Source organism: Sodalis sp. RH20 (assembly GCF_047324205.1).
Classification (GTDB): domain Bacteria; phylum Pseudomonadota; class Gammaproteobacteria; order Enterobacterales; family Enterobacteriaceae; genus Acerihabitans.
Genome location: NZ_CP178733.1, coordinates 724,679 through 744,725 on the forward strand (window position 1 = coordinate 724,679; position 20,047 = coordinate 744,725).

Below are 20,047 nucleotides of genomic sequence, written 5' to 3' on the forward strand. Positions count from 1 at the left end.
GTCTTGGCAGCTCATTAATGCGTATCGTGAGTCCGGACGGAGGAGAGCAGCGCCTCGCCGAAGGAGTTTGCCAGGGTTTTGCGCTGTTCCGGCGCCACGCTGGTGTTGATCACATGAGTAATCATATTACCCAATACCATCAGCGACAAATCGGTTGGCGTACGGTGCTTTTCCAGCACCGCCGACAGTTCGCCCAGCAATGCTTCAACCTCTTCGTCGCTATAACGGGATGCTTGCGGCATAATATATTCTTAGTAATCTGTTAAAGTCCGCTATCTTACCGTATCAACTCCGCTTTTTCCGCTTTTTTATCGCTTTTCAGCCGGGGCGCCCCTGCGCAATGTGCTGTGCCAGCGCAACACCGGTTGAGCTGCGGGCTATTCAGTGTTTGAATACGCACCTGGCCCGAAGGAGAATAAATCATGAGTCTGGATATTGACCAGATAGCATTGCATCAGCTTATCAAACGCGACGAGCAAACGCTGGAACTGGTATTGCGCGATTCGCTTTTGTCCCCCAGCGCGGCGGTGGCGGAGATGATGGCGGAACTGCACCGGGTATATAGCGCGAAAAACAAAGCCTATGGTCTGTTTAACGAAGGCAGCGAGCTGGCGTCGGCGCTGCGCAGCTGCCGTAAGGGCGATGAAGACTTCCTGGCGTTTACCCGCGCCGCCACCGGCAGGCTGCGCGACGAACTGGCCAAATATCCTTTTGCCGAGGGCGGCGTCGTTTTGTTTTGTCAGTACCGCTACCTGGCGGTGGAATATCTGTTGATCGCGGTGTTGAACAGCCTGAGCAGTATGCGGGTGAATGAACAGCTTGATATCAGCAGTACCCATTATCTGGATATAAACCATGCGGATATCGTGGCGCGTATCGATCTGACCGAATGGGATACCAATCCGCAGTCTGCGCGCTATCTGACGTTCCTGAAGGGACGAGTGGGCCGTAAGGTGTCCGACTTTTTTATGGATTTCCTCGCCGCCAGCGAAGGGCTGGACGCCAAAGCGCAGAATCGCGGGCTGTTGCAGGCGGTGGATGATTATTGCGCCGATGCCCAGCTTGATAAAAGCGAGCGGCAGAATGTGCGCCAGCAGGTATACAGCTACTGTAAGGATCAGCTGTCGTCCGGCGAGGAGATCGCGGTGGCCGAGCTGTCCGGGACCCTGCCGCCGGTGGGCGATAAAACCTTTCAGGCGTTTGCCAGCGGGGCGGGGTATGAGCTGGAGGAGAGTTTTCCGGCCGACCGCGGCACCCTGCGCCAGTTGACCAAGTATGCCGGCAGCGGCGGCGGCGTTACGCTGAATTTTGACGCGCAGCTGTTGGGCGAGCGTATTTTCTGGGACCCCGCCACCGATACCCTGACCATCAAAGGTACGCCGCCGAACCTGCGCGATCAGCTTACCCGTCGCCAGAACGGCGGAAGCTAACGTACGGTGTCGGCGGGCCTACCGCGCCATGGGGCCTCGGTCGGGCGGAAAACCACGCCCGATTCAACCCCATCGGCACGGTCTCCCTTGAATACGTTTGCTGTGAGTACGGTGTTGGCGGGCCTACCGCGCCATGGGGCCTCGGTCGGGCGGAAAACCACGCCCGATTCAACCCCATCGGCACGGTCTCCCTTGAACACGTTTGCTATGAGCCCGGTGTTGGCGGGCCTACCGCGCCATGGGGCCTCGGTCGGGCGGAAAACCACGCCCGATTCAACCCCATCGGCACGGTCTCCCTTGAATACGTTTGCTATGAGCCCGGTGTTGGCGGGCCTACCGCGCCATGGGGCCTCGGTCGGGCGGAAAACCACGCCCGATTCAACCCCATCGGCACGGTCTCCCTTGAATACGTTTGCTATGAGCCCGGTGTTGGCGGGCCTACCGCGCCATGGGGCCTCGGTCGGGCGGAAAACCACGCCCGATTCAACCCCATCGGCACGGTCTCCCTTGAACACGTTTGCTATGAGTCCGGTGTTGGCGGGCCTACCGCGCCATGGGGCAAAAAAAAACGCCGCGTAAGCGGCGTCCTTTTATCGTATCGGTTAGTCGCGATTAAACGCGGACAAAGTCGATATGAGTCAGTTTCGGTTTGAACGGATGGCGTTGTACCGCCTGAACCTTAACCTGAGTTTCGGCGCCGTCGATAACCAGTGATAATACGTCGCTATAGAAACCCGGTTTGGTTTGGGTATTCAGCACGATTTCGTGGTCCATCTCGATAGAGACCGGCGCTTCGGTGCCACCATAAACGATAGCAGGAAACTTATTCGCTAGACGCAGGCGGCGGCTCGCACCCTTACCCTGATCTTTACGCACTTCTGCATTAATAATTAACATGTATTTTCTCGATACTTAAAAAAGTAACCCCGCTACAGGCGACCCAGCAGCAGGTTGGATAGACGTGCTTTAAAGTAAAGCGGGCGGAATTCTACCGGAAATACCCCGGCGGGGCAAATAAAACCCCGTCAGCCGCGCAATTCGTGGGCCAGGCGATAACGGCCCTGGTAGTCGAAAATCTTTTCCCTTACCTGCCAGAACGCGCCCTGGCGGCGCGCGACGACAAAATCCGGCGCGCGCAGCCGGTCCGCCGCGCGCTGGATATCGGCGGCGGTTTGCCAGGGAAAGGGCACCCCCGGCGCCCGCTGGTGCAGACGCAGAAAACGGTGCTCGAACACCCGCCGCTGGGGCGGCGTATGCAGCCGGAAACGCTCGGCGACCTCGGCGCCGTCCTCATCATGGTAGGTGATGCGCAGCCATTCGCCTTTGCCGTCGCCCCCGCAGTCAAGCGTCATGCCGCTGCAGCGCAGCACCAGCGCGTCCTTGAGCCGCAGCGCCGCCTTGAGCATATCGTCCGGATCCACCAGGATTTTATCGCATTCGTGGCAGCGCCTGGCGGCGATATCGTTTTCGGCGCCGCAGTCCGGACAGATCTTGCAGCGGAAGCGAAAATCGCATTGGCGGCGTTCGCCATCTTCCTGTTCCTCGAAACCCTGGCAGCGGCGGCCGTAGTGTTCAATGACTTCGCCCTCCGGCGTGGTTTTGCCCCAGAACATATTGGCAAAGCCGCAGAGCGGGCAGAATACCTGGACCGGCGTGCCGGTTCCGGCCGGTTTGGCCTGGCCTATCTCGGGAGAAAATAGATCGTGGCCGTTGCCGGCATAGTCGAGAATCAGGCATCGGGTCTTGCCGGGATAGAGCCGGAGTCCGCGCCCGACAATCTGCTGGTACAGGCCGACCGACTCGGTGGGCCGCAAGATGGCGATCATATCCACATGGGGAGCGTCAAAACCGGTGGTCAGCACCGCCACGTTAACCACGTAGCGTAGCGATTGCCGGCGGAAGGCGTCGATCAGCCGGTCGCGATCCGCCTGGGGCGTTTCGGCGCTGATAAGCGCCGCCTGCGCGGGCGGCAGCAGGCCGAGGACTTCGCGGGCATGTTCTACCGTCGCGGCAAAGATCATCACGCCGCGCTTATCCGCCGCGTACTCCTGTATCTGGCCGACGATAAGCGGCGTGATGCGGTTTTGCCGCCGTACTTCGGTATTCAGCTCCGACTCGGCATAGTAGCCGTTGATATTGGGCGACAGGCGGCTGAAGTCGTAATGCAGCACCGGCATATCCAGGCGCTCCGGCGGCACCAGGAAGCCGTGCTTGATCATATAGTGCAGCGGCAGCTCATAGACGCAGTCGCGGAAGAAACTGCGCTCGTCGCCGCGCACCATGCCGTGATGGTGGTATTGGTATATCCATCCCTTGCCGAGGCGGAAGGGCGTGGCGGTCAGCCCCAGGATGCGCAGCGCCGGCCGGGCGAGGCGCAGATGGCGGATGACCTGCTGATATTGGCTGTCGTCGCCGTCGCCGAGCCGGTGGCATTCATCGATAATCAGCAATGAGAACGCGCTGTCGAACTGATCCAGGTTGCGCGCAACGGACTGTACGCTGCCGAACACCACTTTGCCCCGGCTGTCCCGCTGCTGCAGACCGGCGGCGAAGATATCCGCCTCCAGTCCCAGCGCCTGGAATTTTTCATGGTTTTGCGCCACCAGTTCCTTGACGTGGGCCAGGACCAGAACCCGGCCGCGCGCCAGGCGCGCCAGCTCGGCGATCACCAGGCTTTTGCCGGCGCCGGTGGGCAGCACGATCACCGCCGGTTCGTCGTGGCGGCGAAAATGATCCACCGCCGCGTTGACCGCGTCGCGCTGATAAGGACGTAGGGTGAAGGACATCTCTAAATGAATCTCGTTGTCGGCTATGCTCGGCAGGCAAGCCCCGTTATACTGTGATTTCACTTTATAAGCATATGCGGCATTCGCCGCCTTTCCCGCACGATAGCGGATTCGGGCCATTTGGTCCGGCCGCGCGCCTCCCTTACCGGGCGGGTGGAGCATCGTTGCCGGGCGCTTTCCAAGATTACAGGCAAAACGACGTTAATGCGACTGGACAAATTTTTATCTCAACAGTTAGGTATCAGCCGGGCGCTGGTGCAACGGGAACTGCGCGCCAAGCGGGTGACCGTCGACGGTGATACGGTGAAACAGGGCGCGTTCCAACTGCTGGCGCAACATGAAGTGCGCTTTGACGATCGGGTCCTGCACCAGATACTTGCCCCGCGCTATTTTATGCTGCACAAACCCCAGGGCTATGTGTGCTCAACCGACGATCCCGATCATCCCACCGTGCTGTATTTTATGGACGAACCGGTGCCGGACAAGCTGCACGCCGCCGGACGCCTGGACATCGATACCACCGGCCTGGTGTTGATGACCGACGACGGCCAGTGGTCCCACTGGATCACCTCGCCTAAACATCACTGTGAAAAGACCTATTTGGTGACGCTTGAGGATCCGCTGGACGGGGATATCGCGCGTCAGTTTACCGAAGGGGTGATGCTTCACGGCGAAAAACTGCCGACCCGGCCCGCACAGCTTGAGCAACTTGCCGAGCGTGAAGTGCGCCTGACCATCAGCGAAGGGCGTTATCATCAGGTGAAAAGAATGTTCGCCGCGGTGGGTAACCATGTGGTGGCGCTGCATCGCGAACGTGTCGGCGCCATCGTGCTGGATGCGGATCTGGAACCCGGCCAATACCGCGCGCTGACCGCCGATGAAATCGCCGGCATAGGCGCGCCGGCACGTCCGTGACAACAACGGCGGGCGGTGGGTCCGCCGGCCGTGCAGGATTGATAAAGGCATGAACGAGGAGTCGTACAACGTGCAAGCAGACCGGACATCCCATATCGGTTTAATCGTCATCCTGGGTTTATTGTCGATGCTGATGCCCTTGGCTATCGATATGTATTTGCCGGCCATGCCGCTGATTGCCTCGGAGTTCGGCGTCGGCGCGGGGAGCGTGCAGATGACCCTGAGCGCCTATGTGCTGGGGTTTTCCATCGGCCAGCTGTTTTACGGGCCGTTGGCCGATAGCCTGGGCCGTAAGCCGGTGATTCTGTTCGGCACGTTCTTTTTTGCCGTCGCCGCCGCGGCTTGCGCGCTGTCGCAATCGGTGGAGCAGCTGATCAATATGCGTTTCTTGCATGGTCTGTCCGCCGCCGCCGCGAGCGTGGTGATCAATGCGCTGATGCGCGATATGTTCACCAAGGATGATTTTTCACGCATGATGTCGTTTGTGGTGCTGGTGATGACGGTGGCGCCGCTGCTGGCTCCCATCATCGGCGGCGTGCTGCTGGTGGTGTTTAACTGGCATGCCATTTTCTGGATCATGAGCCTGACGGCGCTGGTGGCCACCGTGCTGGTGATGCTGTATATCCGGGAAACGCTGCCCAGGGAGCGGCGGCAAAAGTTTAATCTGCGCACCACCATCGGCAACTTCGGCGCGTTATTTCGCCATAAGCGGGTGTTCAGCTATATGCTGGCCAGCGGTTTTTCCTTTGCCGGGATGTTTTCGTTCCTGAGCGCCGGGCCGTTTGTCTATATCAATCTTAACGGCGTTTCACCGCAGAATTTCGGTTATTATTTTGCCCTTAACGTCTTGTTTTTGTTTATCATGACGCTTATCAACAGCCGGAGCGTGAGGCATTTCGGGGCGCAGAAGATGTTCCGTTTCGGGTTGTTTATCCAGTTGCTGATGGGTATCTGGCTGTTGATCGTTTGCGGCATGAACCTGGGGTTCTGGCCGTTGGTTATCGGCGTGGCGGTGTTTGTCGGCTGCGTGGCGATGGTGACGTCCAACGGCATGGCCGTGATCCTGGATGATTTTCCGCATATGGCCGGTACCGCCTCGTCGCTGGCGGGAACGCTGCGGTTCGGCGTGGGCGCGGTAATCGGTGCGTTGTTGTCGCTGGCGACGTTTTCCAGCGCCTGGCCGATGGTATTGTCCATGGCGTTTTGCACCATCAGCGCGATGTTGTGTTATCTGTATGCCAGCCGTCCGCGGCGGGCGGCGCGTACCGCGTCATAGCGTTTTCCTTTTCACACGCCGGGCGTTGGCACGTTCTCCCTTAACACTTCTGTTTTGGGTTTGGTGTTGGCGGGCTTACCGTGCCATGGGGTGCTCTGTTGGGCGGGAACACCACGCCGATTCGACCCCATTGGCACGCTCTCCCTTTTACACGTCTTGTGTAGGTTTGGCGATAGCCGTCCTGGCAATATTGGGCTTCCGTGAAGATAAATGTCGCCCCGGCGAGGGTTTCGCCTGCTTTGCGTTAGCGTGCGTCAGGGCTTATGACGCCTCGGCAAGGGTTTCGCCTGCTTTGCGTTAGTGTGCGTCAGGGCTTATGTCGCCTCGGCAAGGGTTTCGCCTGCTTTGCGTTAGCGTGCGTCAGGGCTTATGTCGCCTCGGCAAGGGTTTCGCCTGCTTTGCGTTAGCGTGCGTCAGGGCTTATGACGCCTCGGCAAGGGTTTCGCCTGCTTTGCGTTAGCGTGCGTCAGGGCTTATATCGCCACGGCAAGGGTTTCGCCTGCTTTGCGTTAGTGTGCGTCAGGGCTTATGTCGCCTCGGCGAAGGTTTCGCTTGCCGTGCGTGAGGTGTTCATAGGTATTGCCGGATGCCGGCAAGCGACAAAGAGGCCGTACCGCGACGGCCTCCTTGACCTCCGCGCGCCCGGCAGGTCGCGCGTCGCTGCGCGATGCCTTCCGCCGCCAATGTCCCCGTGATGCACCGGCCCGTTATGCGCTCCCGGCGCAACGGGCCTTTCGCCGCTCCCGGCGGCTCATGCCGGGACCACCGGCGCCGTCAGCACGCTTTATGCCGGGATATCTGTCGCGGCCAGCGCTGTGATGTATAGGGCATCGGCGCCGCTGTGGGTTTAGTGGAAGGTGGTACAGCAGACAGAGAAGCGGCTAATCATTGTGCAATGCAAAAGGCACCGCGACAGGTCAGTCATACATGCAAATATACATGCAGTCGGCAGCCGGCAATTATCAGTCATACATCATGCGATGCAGCCAACATTTACACCGTCAGCAGTCATACGGCCAGCGTCTCATACCGCCGGAAATTATGGTCAGACAACCACGTAGCCGGGCATAAACCCGCCACAGTGAGAGTAGGTAGCTGGCCGCAAATCTTAGCTAAACTAAACTAAGCCAAGCTAATTTAAGTTAACCCAAAATTAATACCGATATTTTTCCCGGTACGTGCATATTACTTACTACCAAAAAACGCTATTTTACTCACAGACGATGGTGTTGACGTGGTGCCGGCATAGAGTGCGCCGGCAGCGCGCATCCCGGCTGGATGAGCCGCCGGGAGCGGCGAAAGCTAAGGGCCGCGCCGGGAGCGCGTCCCGTGCGGTCCCAAAGCCGGGATGCGTGATGCCGGGAACCGCGCAGCGGCGCACGATCTGCCGGACGCGCGGAGGTCAAGGAGGCCGTCGCGGTACGGCCTCTTTGTCGCTTGCCGGCACCCAGCATTCCATATAACCGCCGAACGCACGGCAAGCGAAACCCGCGCCGAGGCGACATAAACCCTGCCACAAGGCAAGCCAAGGCACAGCAAGCGAAACCCGCGCCGAGGCGACATAAACCCTGCCACAAGTCAAGCCAAGACACAGCAAATAAAACCCGCGCCGAGGCGGCATAAACCCTGCCACAAGGCAAACCAAGGCACAGCAAACAAAACCCTCACCGAGACCACTTAACCCCTGACGCCCCCTTTACCTTTTATTTATCCTGAAACCTTTTGTAGCGCGTCGGTTACAAATAGTCGCAAATCTGCGCTTGTGTTTCTTTTCCTCGTAATGATAATCAATATCGTTTTAATTGACGTTTCTTTACTTTTTATCGCCCCCAAAAGCATCGAGGTGATGGGTATGTTTGTGCCTTTTCTGATTATGCTGCGTGAGGGTCTCGAGGCGGCGCTGATCGTGAGCCTTATCGCCGGCTATCTGAAAAAGACCGGCCGCGGCCGCTGGCTAAAAGCGGTGTGGGTGGGCGTGCTAAGCGCGGCGCTGTTGTGCCTGGCGGTGGGTGTCGTCATTAACGAAACTACCGGCGAATTTCCGCAAAAGCAACAGGAACTGTTCGAGGGCATCGTGGCGGTGCTGGCGGTCCTCATCCTTACCTGGATGGTGTTCTGGATGCGCAAGATGTCCCGTTCGATTAAAGCCCAGCTGGAAAGCGCCGTCGATCAGGCGCTCAGCAATGCCCGCGGGCAGGGCTGGGCGCTGGTGGGCATGGTGTTTTTTGCCGTGGCCCGCGAGGGGTTGGAATCGGTGTTTTTTTTGCTGGCGGCGTTTCAGCAGGACGTGGGCATCGAGGCTCCCATCGGCGCGGTGTTGGGATTGGCCTGCGCCATCGTCTTGGGGATGCTGATGTATTACGGCGGCATCCGCCTGCGCATGGAGAAGTTTTTCAAATGGACCAGCCTGTTTATTCTGTTTGTGGCCGCGGGGCTGGCGGCCGGGGCAATTCGCGCTTTCCACGAAGCGGGATTATGGAATGGTTTCCAGGCAATCGCGTTTGATTTCAGCGCCACCCTGTCCACCCAATCGTTGTTCGGCACCTTGCTTGAGGGGCTGCTGGGTTATCAGGAAGCGCCCACCGTCAGTGAAGTGGCCGTGTATTTGTTATACCTGGTGCCGGCTCTGGTGATGTTTTTCCTGCCTGCGCGGGGCAACCGGACGACACGTGTCGCCGGATAAAATCCATTAAATTGTTCCACTATTCAGGGTAAAAAAATGTCCAATATGCAACGCTTCCGTCGCCGCATTCTTCCTGCCGCCTTACTGGTGGCGCCGGTGCTGTCGGCATGGGGCTGGCCCGCGCTGGCGGCCGATATTCCCCAGGTCAAGATTACCGTTAACGATAAGCAGTGCGATCCGATGGCGCTGACCGTTAAACCGGGCAAAACGCAGTTTATTATTCATAACACCAGCCAGAAAGGGCTGGAGTGGGAAATCCTCAAGGGCGTGATGGTGGTCGAGGAGCGCGAGAACGTGGCGCCGGGCTTTACCCAGAAGATGACCGCCACCCTGGAGCCGGGGGAATACGATATGACCTGCGGCCTGCTGAGCAATCCGAAGGGCAAGCTGACGGTTTCGGCGGACGGCGGCGCGGGCGCGGCGAAACCGGATGCCATGGCGCTGGTGGGGCCGATTGCCGATTATAAAGTCTATGTGCTGCAACAGGTCGGCGAGCTTGTCTCCCATACCAAGACCTTTACCGATGCGGTGAAGAAAGGCGATCTGGCCACCGCGCAGAAGCTATTTGCCCCCACCCGCGTGTACTACGAGCGTATCGAGCCTATCGCCGAACTGTTCTCGGATCTGGACGGCAGTATTGATGCCCGCGAAGATGATTTCGAGCAGAAATCCGCCGACCCGAAATTCACCGGTTTCCACCGGCTGGAAAAAATCCTCTTCAGCGATAAAACCACGGCCGGCACCGCCCCGTTTGCCGATCAATTGTATAAAGATACCCAGGATCTGCAAAAACGCATCGGCGACCTGACCTTCCCGCCGAGTAAAGTGGTCGGCGGCGCCGCCGGACTGATTGAGGAAGTGGCCTCCAGTAAGATCAGCGGCGAGGAAGACCGTTACAGCCGTACCGATCTTTCCGATTTCCAGGCCAATATCGACGGATCGCAAAAAATCGTCAACCTGCTGCGCCCGCTGCTGCAAAAAGCCGATGCGCCGCTGCTGGCGAAAATTGACGGTAACTTTGCCAAGGTGGATAACGTCCTGATGAAATACCGTAATAAAGACGGCTTTGCGTCTTATGACAAGCTGACCGATGCCGATCGCACCGCGCTCAAAGGCCCGATCACCGCCCTGGCGGAAGATCTGGCGCTGCTGCGCGGCGTGCTGGGGCTGGAGTAGGGTTGAGCGCCTGATGAGTGCTGATAAAGATAAAAACAGCGGTAAGGCGGCGTCGCCATCACGGCGCCGCTGGCTGAAGGGGCTTGGCGCCCTCGGCGGCGCCCTGGCGTTGCGCGGCGCGGCGGCGGCGCCGGCTCCTGCTCCCGATGAGCATTCCCCCGGCACCTTGTCACCCGACGAGCGCTGGCAGCGCCAGCCGTTTTACGGACCCCGGCAGGCCGGCATCACCACGCCGCAGCAGGCGGCCATGATGCTGGTGGCGTTTGACGTGCTGGCCGGAGATAAGGACGATCTGCGGCGGTTGTTTCGCGTGCTGACCGAGAGGATTGCATTTTTAACCACCGGCGGGCAGGCGCCGGCGGTGGATGATAAATTGCCGCCGATGGACTCCGGCATTCTGGGCGAGCATATCGCCCCGGATAACCTGACCATCACGGTGGCGGTGGGCGACTCGTTGTTTGACGATCGTTTCGGCCTCGCCGCGCTGAAACCCCGGCGGCTGCAAAAGATGACGCGTTTTGCCAACGATGCGCTGGACGCTGATTTATGCCATGGCGATCTGCTGTTGCAAATTTGCGCCAACGGCAGCGACACGGTGATTCATGCGCTGCGGGATATCATTAAGCATACCCCGGATCTGCTGAGCGTGCGCTGGAAGCGCGAAGGCTTTATTTCCGCCAGCGCGGCGCGCAGCCGGGGCAAGGAGACACCGATTAATTTGCTGGGCTTCAAGGACGGCACCGGCAATCCGGATACCCGCGACCCCGGCCTGATGGATCGGGTAATCTGGGTCGGCGCCGGTACGGATGAACCCGCCTGGGCGGTAAACGGCAGTTACCAGGCGGTGCGCATTATCCGCTTTCACGTCGAGTCCTGGGATCGTACGCCGCTGCACGAGCAGCAGACCATCTTCGGCCGTGATAAGCGCACCGGCGCGCCGCTGGGCATGGCCAATGAACATGATGTGCCCGACTACAGCCGCGATCCGCAGGGCAAGGTCATCCCGCTCGATGCCCATATGCGTCTGGCCAATCCCCGTACGCCCGCCACCCAAGGCAACCTGATGCTGCGCCGGGGCTATAGCTATTCCCTGGGCGTTTCCCGCTCCGGCCAGCTGGATATGGGATTGTTGTTCGTCTGCTTCCAGCAGGATCTGGAGCAGGGGTTTCTCGCCGTGCAGCGCAGGCTTAACGGCGAGGCGCTGGAAGAATATATCCAGCCCATCGGCGGGGGCTACTTTTTTGCCCTGCCGGGGGTCGAGCGCCAGGACGGCTATCTGGCGCAGTCGCTGCTGGCATAACGCCGGCGGTTTTCCCCCTTCTGCCGCTTTGCCGGCGCGGCTGCCCTGCGCCGGCGTGCATGTCGATTTTCCTGTGAACCGCCGTCCCCTTTACCCGCCGCGACGGCGGGAGCGCATCCTATCCTTCCTCCCGTGGCATTTTTTTGTTCGCAAAATGTAAATAATAAGCTCAGTTAAAGTTATGCAAATGCATAAAAAACAGTTGTGCTACGGCGTTTAACGCGGTACATATAGGCCGAAAAGAGATCTGTCTCTCATTTCAAAGTTATCTATGCTGTTTTTATGAACATATTGACTGCTAATGTCACGCTAATATTATAGTATTGTGATAAAATTGTTACTAAGTAGTTTAATCGTCTGGGGACGTGGAGTGACAAATCTACAGTTATCCGTGGTGCATCGTTTGCCACAATATTACCGCTGGCTGAATGGGTTTAGCGGCATCAAAGTCGAACCGATATCCGCCGGTGATTGCGACGATAACGACCTGATTGGCCTGACGCTGTTAAGCCATGAAGGCGATACGGCGTGGGAAGTGATGCGGGAACTGGCGCGTTCCCTGGTGGAAATCCAGGTCACCTGCTCGGTGCTGGAATGCGAAGGGCAGCCTTGCCTGTTTTTGCACCGTGACGATGAATGCACCGGCCTGTGCCGGCTGAAAAACATGGGCGTGGCCATCGCCGAGCCCGCGTCGGCATCGTACTATTCTTAAGACCAGTACCCGGGCGCGCCGCGCTTACCCGGCCGCCAGCAGCAACTGGCGGGTATACTCCGCCGAGGGCGCGTCGAACACCTGCCGGCAGGCGCCCTGTTCCACGACTTCCCCTTCCCGCAGTACCATCACCTGATGACACATTGCCCGCACCACCTGCAGATCGTGGCTGATAAACAGGTAGGTCAGCTGGTGTTTTTCCTGCAGTGATTTCAGCAATTGCAGGATCTGCGCCTGCACCGATCTGTCCAGCGACGAGGTGGGTTCATCAAGAATTACCACGTCCGGCTGCAAAATCAGCGCCCGGGCGATGGCGATGCGCTGGCGCTGCCCGCCGGAAAATTCGTCGGGGTAACGATGGCGGGTGTCGGGATCGAGCCCCACTTCGCTTAGCGCGGCAATCACCCGCCGGTCCTGTTCCTGCGCCGAAAAATGATGATGCACGCGCAGCCCCTCCACCACGATTTGCGCCACCGTCAGCCGGGGATTCAGCGCCGAGTTCGGGTCCTGGAACACCACCTGGATACGGCGGCGCAGCGGCAGCATGCCGCGCCGGTTAAACTGATGCAGCGGCTGGCCGTCAAACCAGATCTCGCCGTCGGATTTCAGCAACCGCAGCACCGCCAGCGCCGTGGTGCTTTTGCCTGAGCCGGATTCGCCCACCAATCCCAGGCTTTCGCCGCGCCGCAGGCTAAATGACACCCCGCGTACGGCGCTTTTTTGCGCCGCCTGGCGGCGAAACAGCCCCTGGCGCCCGGAAAAGGTCACGCCCAGATTAGCGACCCGCAGCAGCGCCGGCGCCCCCGGCGGCACCGGCAGCGGCTCGCCTCCCGGCTCCGCCGCCAGCAAACGGCGGGTATAAGGGTGTTGCGGCGCGCTGAAGAGGGCGTCGCGCCCGCCGATCTCCACGCATTTGCCTTCCTGCATCACCGCCACGTTGTCCGCCAAACGGCGCACGATATTCAGGTTATGGGTGATAAACAGCAGCGCCATGCCCATCTCCCGGCGCAGGTCGGTCAGCAATGCCAGGATCTGCGCCTGTACCGTTACGTCCAGCGCGGTGGTCGGCTCGTCGGCAATCAGCAGTTTGGGCCGGGTGAGCAGGGCCATGGCGATCATCACCCGCTGGCGTTCGCCGCCGGAGAGCTGGTGGGGGAAATCCCGCAGCCGGGATTTGGCCTGGCGGATGCCCACCCGATCGAGGCTGGCCAGCACTTCGGCGCGGGCTTCGGCGCCGCGCATGTCCCGATGCAGCGCCAGCACCTCCAGCAGCTGTTTTTCCACGCTGTGCAGCGGGTTAAGCGACGACATCGGTTCCTGGAAGATCATGGCGATGTCATTGCCGCGCACGCGCCTGAGCGTTGCGTCTGGGGCATGCAGCAGGCTCTTGCCGGCGAACAGGATATCGCCATGGGGGTAGCACACCTGCGGCTGGGGCAGCAGGCGCAGGACCGACAGGGCGGTAACGCTTTTGCCCGAACCGGATTCGCCTACCAGCGCCAGCGTTTCGCCGGCGTTAAGCGCCAGCGTCACCTTATCCACCACCTGCCGGGTTTGATTGCCCTGGCCAAAGGCGACGCTCAGTTCCTTGATTTCTAACAATGGCGTGGTCATAGGTTAATGCGCCTTGCTGGGGTCAAAGGCGTCGCGCACCGCTTCGCCGATAAAAATCAGTAATGACAGCACCAGGGCCAGCGTGACAAAAGCGGTAATGCCGAGCCACGGCGCCTGGAGGTTATTTTTGCCTTCCAGCAACAGGTTGCCCAGGGACGGCGAGCCGATGGGCAGGCCGAAACCGAGAAAATCCAGCGAGGTCAGGGTGGTAATGGACCCGCACAGGATAAAGGGCAGGAAGGTCAGCGTCGCCACCATGGCATTGGGCAGCATATGGCGCAGCATGATCATCCGATCGCTGACCCCCATGGCCTGGGCGGCGCGGATATAGTCGAAATTACGGGCGCGCAGGAATTCGGCGCGCACCACGCCCACCAGGCCCATCCAGCCGAACAGCACGGTAATGGCCAGCAGCCACCCGAAGTCCGGCGGCACGACGCTTGATAATAAAATAATCAAAAACAGCGTCGGCATGCCGGACCAGACCTCGATAAAGCGCTGTCCCCACAGGTCCAGCCGGCCGCCATAATAGCCCTGGCTGGCGCCGACGATAATGCCGATAACGCTTGAAAGCAGGGTCAGCGCCAGGCCGAACAGCATCGACAGCCGGAAGCCATACAATAAGTTGGCCAGCACATCCTTGCCGGTGCTGTCGGTACCCAGCCAGTTCTGCCGGCTTGGCGGCGACGGGAAGGGCCGGGCGGTGGCGAAGTTAATGGTGCGGTAGTCATAGCGTACCGGCGCCCATATCGCCCAGCCGTGCGCGGCCAGCCGCCCGGCGATATAGGGATCGCGGTAATCGGTCCTGGTCGCCAGCTCGCCGCCGAAGGTGGTCTCGCTGTAGTTAAACAGCAGCGGCGAATAAAATTGTCCCTGGTAGCGCACCAGCAGGGGCTTGTCGTTGGCCACCAGCTCCGAGGCGAGGCTCAGGATAAACAGCAGCAGAAATAGCCATAACGACCAGTAGCCCCGGCGGTTGCGGCGAAAACGCGCCCAGCGCGCCTGGTTGACGGAACTCAGTCTCATTGGCGGCCCTCGAAATCAATGCGCGGGTCGACCAGCGTATAGGTCATATCGCTGAGGATATTGAGCAGCAGGCCGATCAGGGTAAAGATATATAACGTGCCGAACATGACCGGGTAATCCCGTTGCAGGGTGGCGTCGTACCCCAGCAGCCCCAGGCCGTTAAGGGAAAACATCACCTCAATCAGCAGCGAACCGGTAAAAAACATGCTGATAAAGGTGGCGGGGAAACCGGCTATCACCAGCAGCATGGCGTTGCGAAACACATGGCGGTAGAGGATCTGGTTTTCCGTCAGCCCCTTGGCGCGCGCGGTGGTGACGTATTGCTTGCGGATCTCGTCCAGGAACGCGTTTTTAGTCAACATGGTCAGGGTGGCGAATCCGCCAATCACCGTGGCCAGCACCGGCAGCGTGATATGCCAAAGATAATCGGTGATTTTTTTATACCACGGCAGGCTGTCGAAATGGCTCGAGACCAGACCGCGCAACGGGAACCAGTCCAGATAGCTGCCGCCGGCGAACAGCACAATCAGCAGGATGGCGAACAAGAAGGCCGGGATCGCGTAGCCGATGATGATAAGCGTGCTGCTCCAGACGTCGAAGGCGCTGCCGCTGCGCACCGCTTTTTTGATGCCGAGCGGGATCGACACCAGATAGATGATAAGCGTGCTCCACAAGCCGAGGGTAATGGAGACCGGCATGCTTTCCCTGATCAAATGCATTACCGTGGCGCCGCGAAACAGGCTGTCGCCAAAATCAAAGCGCACATAGTTCCACAGCATGGTGAAATAGCGCTCATGCAGCGGTTTATCGAAGCCGTAGCGCCGGGTAATCTCCGCAATCACCTCCGGATCCAGGCCCCGGGCGCCGCGGTACTGGCTGTCGCCAATCTGGCCGCCGTGCAGCGTTTGCACGCGGGCGGCGGGGTCGCTGTGCCCGGCGCTGAAGCCGCTTTGCTGGCCCATCTCAATGGCGGCGATGGCCTGATCCACCGGTCCGCCGGGGGCAATTTGCACGATAAAGAAGTTCAGGGTAATGATGGCCCAAAGCGTCGGGATCACCAGCAATAAACGGCGTAACAAATAGATTAGCAAGCGGCTCCTCCCTTAGAGCTTTGTCGATAGTCAGACGCAGGACGCACCGGGCGGCCGCGGCCGGCGTCAGCGTCGTTCCGCGGGCAGCCTGGCCGCCCGGTTGACATCATACCACCAGGTATCGAAACCCAGCGCATAGGTGGGTTTAACGGCCGGCATGGCGAATTTATCCCAATAGGCCAGACGGGTCTGGTGGGAAAACCACTGGGGAATCATAAAATAATTCCAGGTCAGCACCCGGTCCAGCGCCCGCCCCAGGGGCAGCAGCGCTTTTTCGTCGCCCTGGTGGCGCACGATTTCGTTGATCAGGCGGTCAACCGCCGGATCCTTGACGCCGGGGCGGTTATAGCTGGATTCCACATAGGCGCTGCCCCACAGGATTTGCAAATCGCCGCTGGGGTAGGGGAAGGCGGCATAGCTTGACGGCATCATATCAAAATCACGTTTGCGCAGACGGTTGGTAAACTGCGCGCTGTCCACCTGACGCAGCGTCATCTGTATGCCCAGGCGCTGCAGGTTGTGCTGGAAGGGCAGGATGTAATTGCTGCTGTTGCTGCCGCTCATCAGCATCATTTCAAAGGCAAACGGCTTGCCGGTTTTGACGTTGACCAATTGCTGGTCCTTTAATTCCCAGCCGGCCTGCTTTAACAGCCCAAGCGCCTTAAGCAGGTTTTTGCGGTCATAACCGCTGCCGTCCGATACCGGCGGCTGGTAGCGTTCGGTAAACACCTCCGGCGGCACCTGGCCTTTCAGCGGCGCCAGCACCGCCAGTTCGTCCACGCCGGGATAGTCCCGCGCCGCATAGTCGGTATTGATGAAATAGCTGTCGACCCGCTGGTACCCCTGGTAAAACAGCGCCTTGTTCATCCATTCAAAATCAAACGCCAGCGTCAGCGCCTCGCGCACCCGCCGGTCGGCGAACAGCGGGCGCTGGATATTAAATGCCAGCCAGGGCGTTGCGACCGGCGCATCGTTGGGTATTTCCTGCTTGATGATATAGCCGCGTTCCACGTTGCCGCCGTGGTACTGCGTGGCCCACAGCTTGGGCGAGCTTTCGATGCGCAAATCAAACGCGCCGGCTTTAAACGCTTCCAGCGCCACGTTGTCGTCCAGGTAATAATCATAACGGATGCTGTCAAAATTATTACGGCCGCGGTTGACCGGCAGGTTGGCCGCCCAATAATCGCGGACACGCGAGTAGGTGACATACTGCCCGGTACGCCAGGACGTAATGCGGTAAGGCCCGCTGGCCGGCGGCGGCGAGGTCAGCGGGTCGCCGAGTTTGTGATGCTGCCAATAGCTTTCCGGCATAATCGGCAAGGTCAGCAGGCCCAGCAGCATCTCTTTATCGGGTTTGGGAAACTCGTAGCGTACCGTGAGCGGCGCGATGGCTTTTACCGTGACGCCTTTGTAATAAATACGAAATTGCGGCACCCCTTCGGTCATGAATTTGCCGAAGGTGAAGGCCACGTCCCGGGCGGTGATGGGCTGATGGTTGTGATACTGCGCCTGGGGATTGATGGACACCTCCATCCAGGAAAAATCGCTGGGATAGCGCGCCGATTCCGCCACTAGGGGATAATAGCTGCCCATCTCATCGTCCGAGGTGATAAATAAACCGTCATAGAGCTGGTCGGTGCGCATCGCCGCCGAGCCGCGCAGGGCAAAACGGTTAAAATTGTCAAAGGTGCCGATGGCCGCCAGGGTTATGGCGCCGCCCTTGGGCGCGGCGGGGTTGACGTAATCAAAATGGCTGAAGTCGCTGGGGTATTTCGGCTGGCCCAATAGCGCAAAAGCGTAGCTTTCATTAATAGTGTCAATAGTGTCGGCGCGCGGGCCGAGGCAGACGACGCTGAGGATCAGCGCAATCCAAACACGTGGAAACATCAGGTTACGCTCCTGGGATAACACCAAATAGTATTGAAAGGGCAAGCCGCTGAAGGCTGTCTATTATACTAATGCCTAAAACAATGCCATTAACGGTTTTTTTGCCATTAATGTCAAAATTATCAATCAGATTATTAAGCCATACACCCTTTAATCAGGAGGACGACGGTGCGCAAGTCCATTGCTACCCTATCCATGGCCGGCAGCCTGCCGGAAAAGCTTGAGGCCATCGCCCGGGCGGGGTTTGACGCCGTGGAACTGTTTGACGACGATCTGCAACGCTTCCCCGGTACCGCGCGCGACGTTAAACGGCTGCTCGACGCGCTCGATCTTGAGGCGGTGCTGCTGCAGCCGCTGCGCAACGCCGACGGGGCGCCCGCGGCCGGCCGCGCCGGCGTGCTGGCCGAGGCCGGGCGCATGTTTGACGCCATGGCAGAACTGGGATGCCGGCAATTGCTGGTATGCAGTTCGGTGGACCAGGATGCCCTGGCGGACGAAGAGGCGCAAAACGGCGATCTGCTGCGCCTGGCCGAGTTGGCGCAGCGTTATGGCTGCGCCATCTGTTATGAGGCCCTGGCCTGGGGGCGCCATGTGCATCATTACCGCCAGGCCTGGGAGCGGGTCAGCACCGTCGCCATGCCCAACCTGGGCCTGGCGCTGGACAGCTTTCATATCCTGGCCCTGGCGGATAACCTCGACGGCCTGGCGCACATCCCGGCGGAAAAAATCTTTTACGTGCAGATGGCCGATGCCGCGCCGCGCCCGCGGCCGTCGCAGCCGGTAGACGCCTGGAGCCGGCATCATCGCTGTTTTCCGGGCCAGGGCATCCTGGATGTCGCCGGTTTTGCGCGCCAAGTGGCGGCGGCAGGGTACCGGGGCATCTGGTCGCTGGAAATTTTCAGCGACCGGTATCAGCGGGAAACGCCGCAGCGCATCGCCGCCGAGGGGTTTGCCTCGCTGGCGTGGCTGGAACGGGAGATAACGGCGCGCCGGCCGTAATTAGCGCGGCCGCGGGCATGGGATGTTGCGCCCATATATTGCCTTAACTGATATATTATCGTGCTTAATAATTAGCCGATATGGCGCAATCGCGGGCGGGCTGGCCGCCGGTAGCATAACGGCAAACGGACAAATGACGCGGATTATAATAATTAATATGTTGATAACATGCAGGCAAATATGTTAAGGAGCTGGGAATATAGCGGCGAGAATAGTGATGAGCTTCGAAGAATATGTATTAAGCAAAAAAACAGATATACAAATCTTTAATAATGGTCAAAAAAAAACCGCCAGGGCAGGCGGCTTTTATCTCGTTCGGCATTCAGGACATTTAAATAATAACCGTTAATTATCAGGAGTTGCTGTTGCCGCGCATTGCCGTGGTCATCTGCCCCTTGGCGCCGCCGGTTAATACCCGCCGTGCTTCCCGATAACGCTTGTTCCAGTAGGTTTCCGATAGGCTGGAAATGGTGACGCCGCTGGTGGTGGATGCGTGGACGAACTGATCGTTGCCCAGGTAAATCCCCATATGGCGCCCGGTGGAACCGGCATGGAACACGACCAGATCTCCTGGACGCAGCTTGGTGCGCTGGATTTTAGCGCCCATACCCTGCTGCTCGCTGCTTGAGCGCGGCAATTCCAGGCCAAACTGTTCATGGAACGTTTGCTGTACAAAAGCCGAACAATCTATACCACGTTTAGAGCTGCCGCCCAGGCGATACCGAACGCCTTTCCATACGGCATATTGATCCATAATTTTCGTCTTCACATCGACATTACGGACCATATCTTCGAATTGATCCTGAGAGGCTTGCAGTAAAAAATCACTTTTATCGTTGACTGCATGCATCTCAGCTGTTTGTTGACTGCCATGAGAACTACAGGCGGAAAGCATAACTGCCGCCGCCACTGCGGGGATTAACCGCAGCACATATCTCAAAATAGGTTGAGATTTGACCATTATAAGTGTTATCCCTTAAAGTCCTTAGCGACGGTGCCGCTATAAAATACCGAGCGAATCGAGAATAATGCGCAAATACTGATTGACCAACCGTTATTCCTGCATTGTGTGGTATTACTCACACATTTTTATTAGCGGGAAAATATCAGTGTATAAGTACAGCGAATTCGAGGGTACCGTAATGAATAAGG

At 59.0% G+C, this 20,047-nt stretch carries 16 protein-coding genes; 8 read left to right on the forward strand and 8 right to left on the reverse strand.

Features of this window, described 5'->3' with window-relative positions; genetic code table 11:
* Positions 1-14: 14 nt before the first annotated feature.
* A complete protein-coding gene (locus ACL2XM_RS03495; protein WP_410014284.1) occupies positions 15-242 on the reverse strand; it encodes a YejL family protein in 228 nt (75 codons plus the stop codon).
* A 180-nt stretch (positions 243-422) separates the two neighbouring features.
* On the opposite strand from ACL2XM_RS03495, the gene yejK reads away from it, so the two are divergent.
* The gene (gene yejK / locus ACL2XM_RS03500; protein ID WP_410014285.1) at positions 423-1,430 is read left to right on the forward strand and encodes a nucleoid-associated protein YejK; all 1,008 of its coding nucleotides are present in this window, start codon (positions 423-425) and stop codon (positions 1,428-1,430) included.
* A 612-nt stretch (positions 1,431-2,042) separates the two neighbouring features.
* Here the strand turns inward: yejK and rplY are convergent.
* Together rplY and ACL2XM_RS03510 are read right to left on the reverse strand one after the other, a co-directional pair.
* The gene (gene rplY, locus ACL2XM_RS03505) at positions 2,043-2,327 is read right to left on the reverse strand and encodes a 50S ribosomal protein L25 (protein ID WP_410014286.1); all 285 of its coding nucleotides are present in this window, start codon (positions 2,325-2,327) and stop codon (positions 2,043-2,045) included.
* Positions 2,328-2,455: 128 nt separating this feature from the next.
* On the reverse strand, positions 2,456-4,216 hold the full coding sequence (locus ACL2XM_RS03510; RefSeq protein WP_410014287.1) for a DEAD/DEAH box helicase: 1,761 nt from the start codon (positions 4,214-4,216) through the stop codon (positions 2,456-2,458).
* A 204-nt stretch (positions 4,217-4,420) separates the two neighbouring features.
* Here ACL2XM_RS03510 and rsuA point away from each other — a divergent pair, with 204 nt between their 5' ends.
* From rsuA to ACL2XM_RS03540, 6 genes are all read left to right on the forward strand, one after another.
* Positions 4,421-5,131 (forward strand): 16S rRNA pseudouridine(516) synthase RsuA, encoded by a 711-nt coding sequence (gene rsuA, locus ACL2XM_RS03515; protein WP_410014288.1) that lies wholly within the window; start codon positions 4,421-4,423, stop codon positions 5,129-5,131.
* Positions 5,132-5,201: 70 nt separating this feature from the next.
* On the forward strand, positions 5,202-6,407 hold the full coding sequence (locus tag ACL2XM_RS03520; protein WP_410016770.1) for a Bcr/CflA family multidrug efflux MFS transporter: 1,206 nt from the start codon (positions 5,202-5,204) through the stop codon (positions 6,405-6,407).
* A 1,852-nt stretch (positions 6,408-8,259) separates the two neighbouring features.
* Entirely contained in the window at positions 8,260-9,090 is an 831-nt protein-coding gene (efeU, locus tag ACL2XM_RS03525; RefSeq protein ID WP_410014289.1) for an iron uptake transporter permease EfeU, read from the forward strand.
* A 36-nt stretch (positions 9,091-9,126) separates the two neighbouring features.
* Positions 9,127-10,266: an iron uptake system protein EfeO gene (efeO, locus tag ACL2XM_RS03530; protein ID WP_413732372.1), complete on the forward strand. Its 1,140-nt coding sequence runs from the start codon at positions 9,127-9,129 to the stop codon at positions 10,264-10,266.
* 13 nt (positions 10,267-10,279) lie between these two features.
* Positions 10,280-11,566: an iron uptake transporter deferrochelatase/peroxidase subunit gene (gene efeB, locus ACL2XM_RS03535; protein WP_410014291.1), complete on the forward strand. Its 1,287-nt coding sequence runs from the start codon at positions 10,280-10,282 to the stop codon at positions 11,564-11,566.
* A 370-nt stretch (positions 11,567-11,936) separates the two neighbouring features.
* Positions 11,937-12,278 carry a YejG family protein gene (locus tag ACL2XM_RS03540; protein WP_410014292.1) on the forward strand — a complete coding sequence of 114 codons (342 nt, stop codon included), beginning with the start codon at positions 11,937-11,939 and terminating at the stop codon, positions 12,276-12,278.
* A gap of 24 nt (positions 12,279-12,302) precedes the next feature.
* Here ACL2XM_RS03540 and yejF read toward each other — a convergent pair whose 3' ends face one another.
* The 4 genes from yejF to ACL2XM_RS03560 form a co-directional block, all read right to left on the reverse strand.
* The gene (gene yejF, locus ACL2XM_RS03545) at positions 12,303-13,892 is read right to left on the reverse strand and encodes a microcin C ABC transporter ATP-binding protein YejF (RefSeq protein ID WP_413732373.1); all 1,590 of its coding nucleotides are present in this window, start codon (positions 13,890-13,892) and stop codon (positions 12,303-12,305) included.
* A 3-nt stretch (positions 13,893-13,895) separates the two neighbouring features.
* Positions 13,896-14,918, reverse strand: a complete 1,023-nt coding sequence (locus ACL2XM_RS03550) for an ABC transporter permease (protein ID WP_410014294.1) — start codon at positions 14,916-14,918, stop codon at positions 13,896-13,898.
* The gene (locus ACL2XM_RS03555; protein WP_413732375.1) at positions 14,915-16,009 is read right to left on the reverse strand and encodes a microcin C ABC transporter permease YejB; all 1,095 of its coding nucleotides are present in this window, start codon (positions 16,007-16,009) and stop codon (positions 14,915-14,917) included. Before ACL2XM_RS03555 ends, ACL2XM_RS03550 begins: the two co-directional genes overlap by 4 nt.
* 66 nt (positions 16,010-16,075) lie before the next feature.
* Positions 16,076-17,896, reverse strand: a complete 1,821-nt coding sequence (locus tag ACL2XM_RS03560; RefSeq protein WP_410014296.1) for an extracellular solute-binding protein — start codon at positions 17,894-17,896, stop codon at positions 16,076-16,078.
* A gap of 168 nt (positions 17,897-18,064) precedes the next feature.
* On the opposite strand from ACL2XM_RS03560, the gene ACL2XM_RS03565 reads away from it, so the two are divergent.
* Complete coding sequence (locus tag ACL2XM_RS03565; protein WP_410014297.1) at positions 18,065-18,895, forward strand: sugar phosphate isomerase/epimerase family protein; 831 nt, start codon at positions 18,065-18,067, stop codon at positions 18,893-18,895.
* Positions 18,896-19,247: 352 nt separating this feature from the next.
* Here the strand turns inward: ACL2XM_RS03565 and mepS are convergent, their stop codons facing one another.
* Positions 19,248-19,856 (reverse strand): bifunctional murein DD-endopeptidase/murein LD-carboxypeptidase, encoded by a 609-nt coding sequence (gene mepS / locus ACL2XM_RS03570; protein WP_410014298.1) that lies wholly within the window; start codon positions 19,854-19,856, stop codon positions 19,248-19,250.
* Positions 19,857-20,047 lie beyond the last annotated feature (191 nt).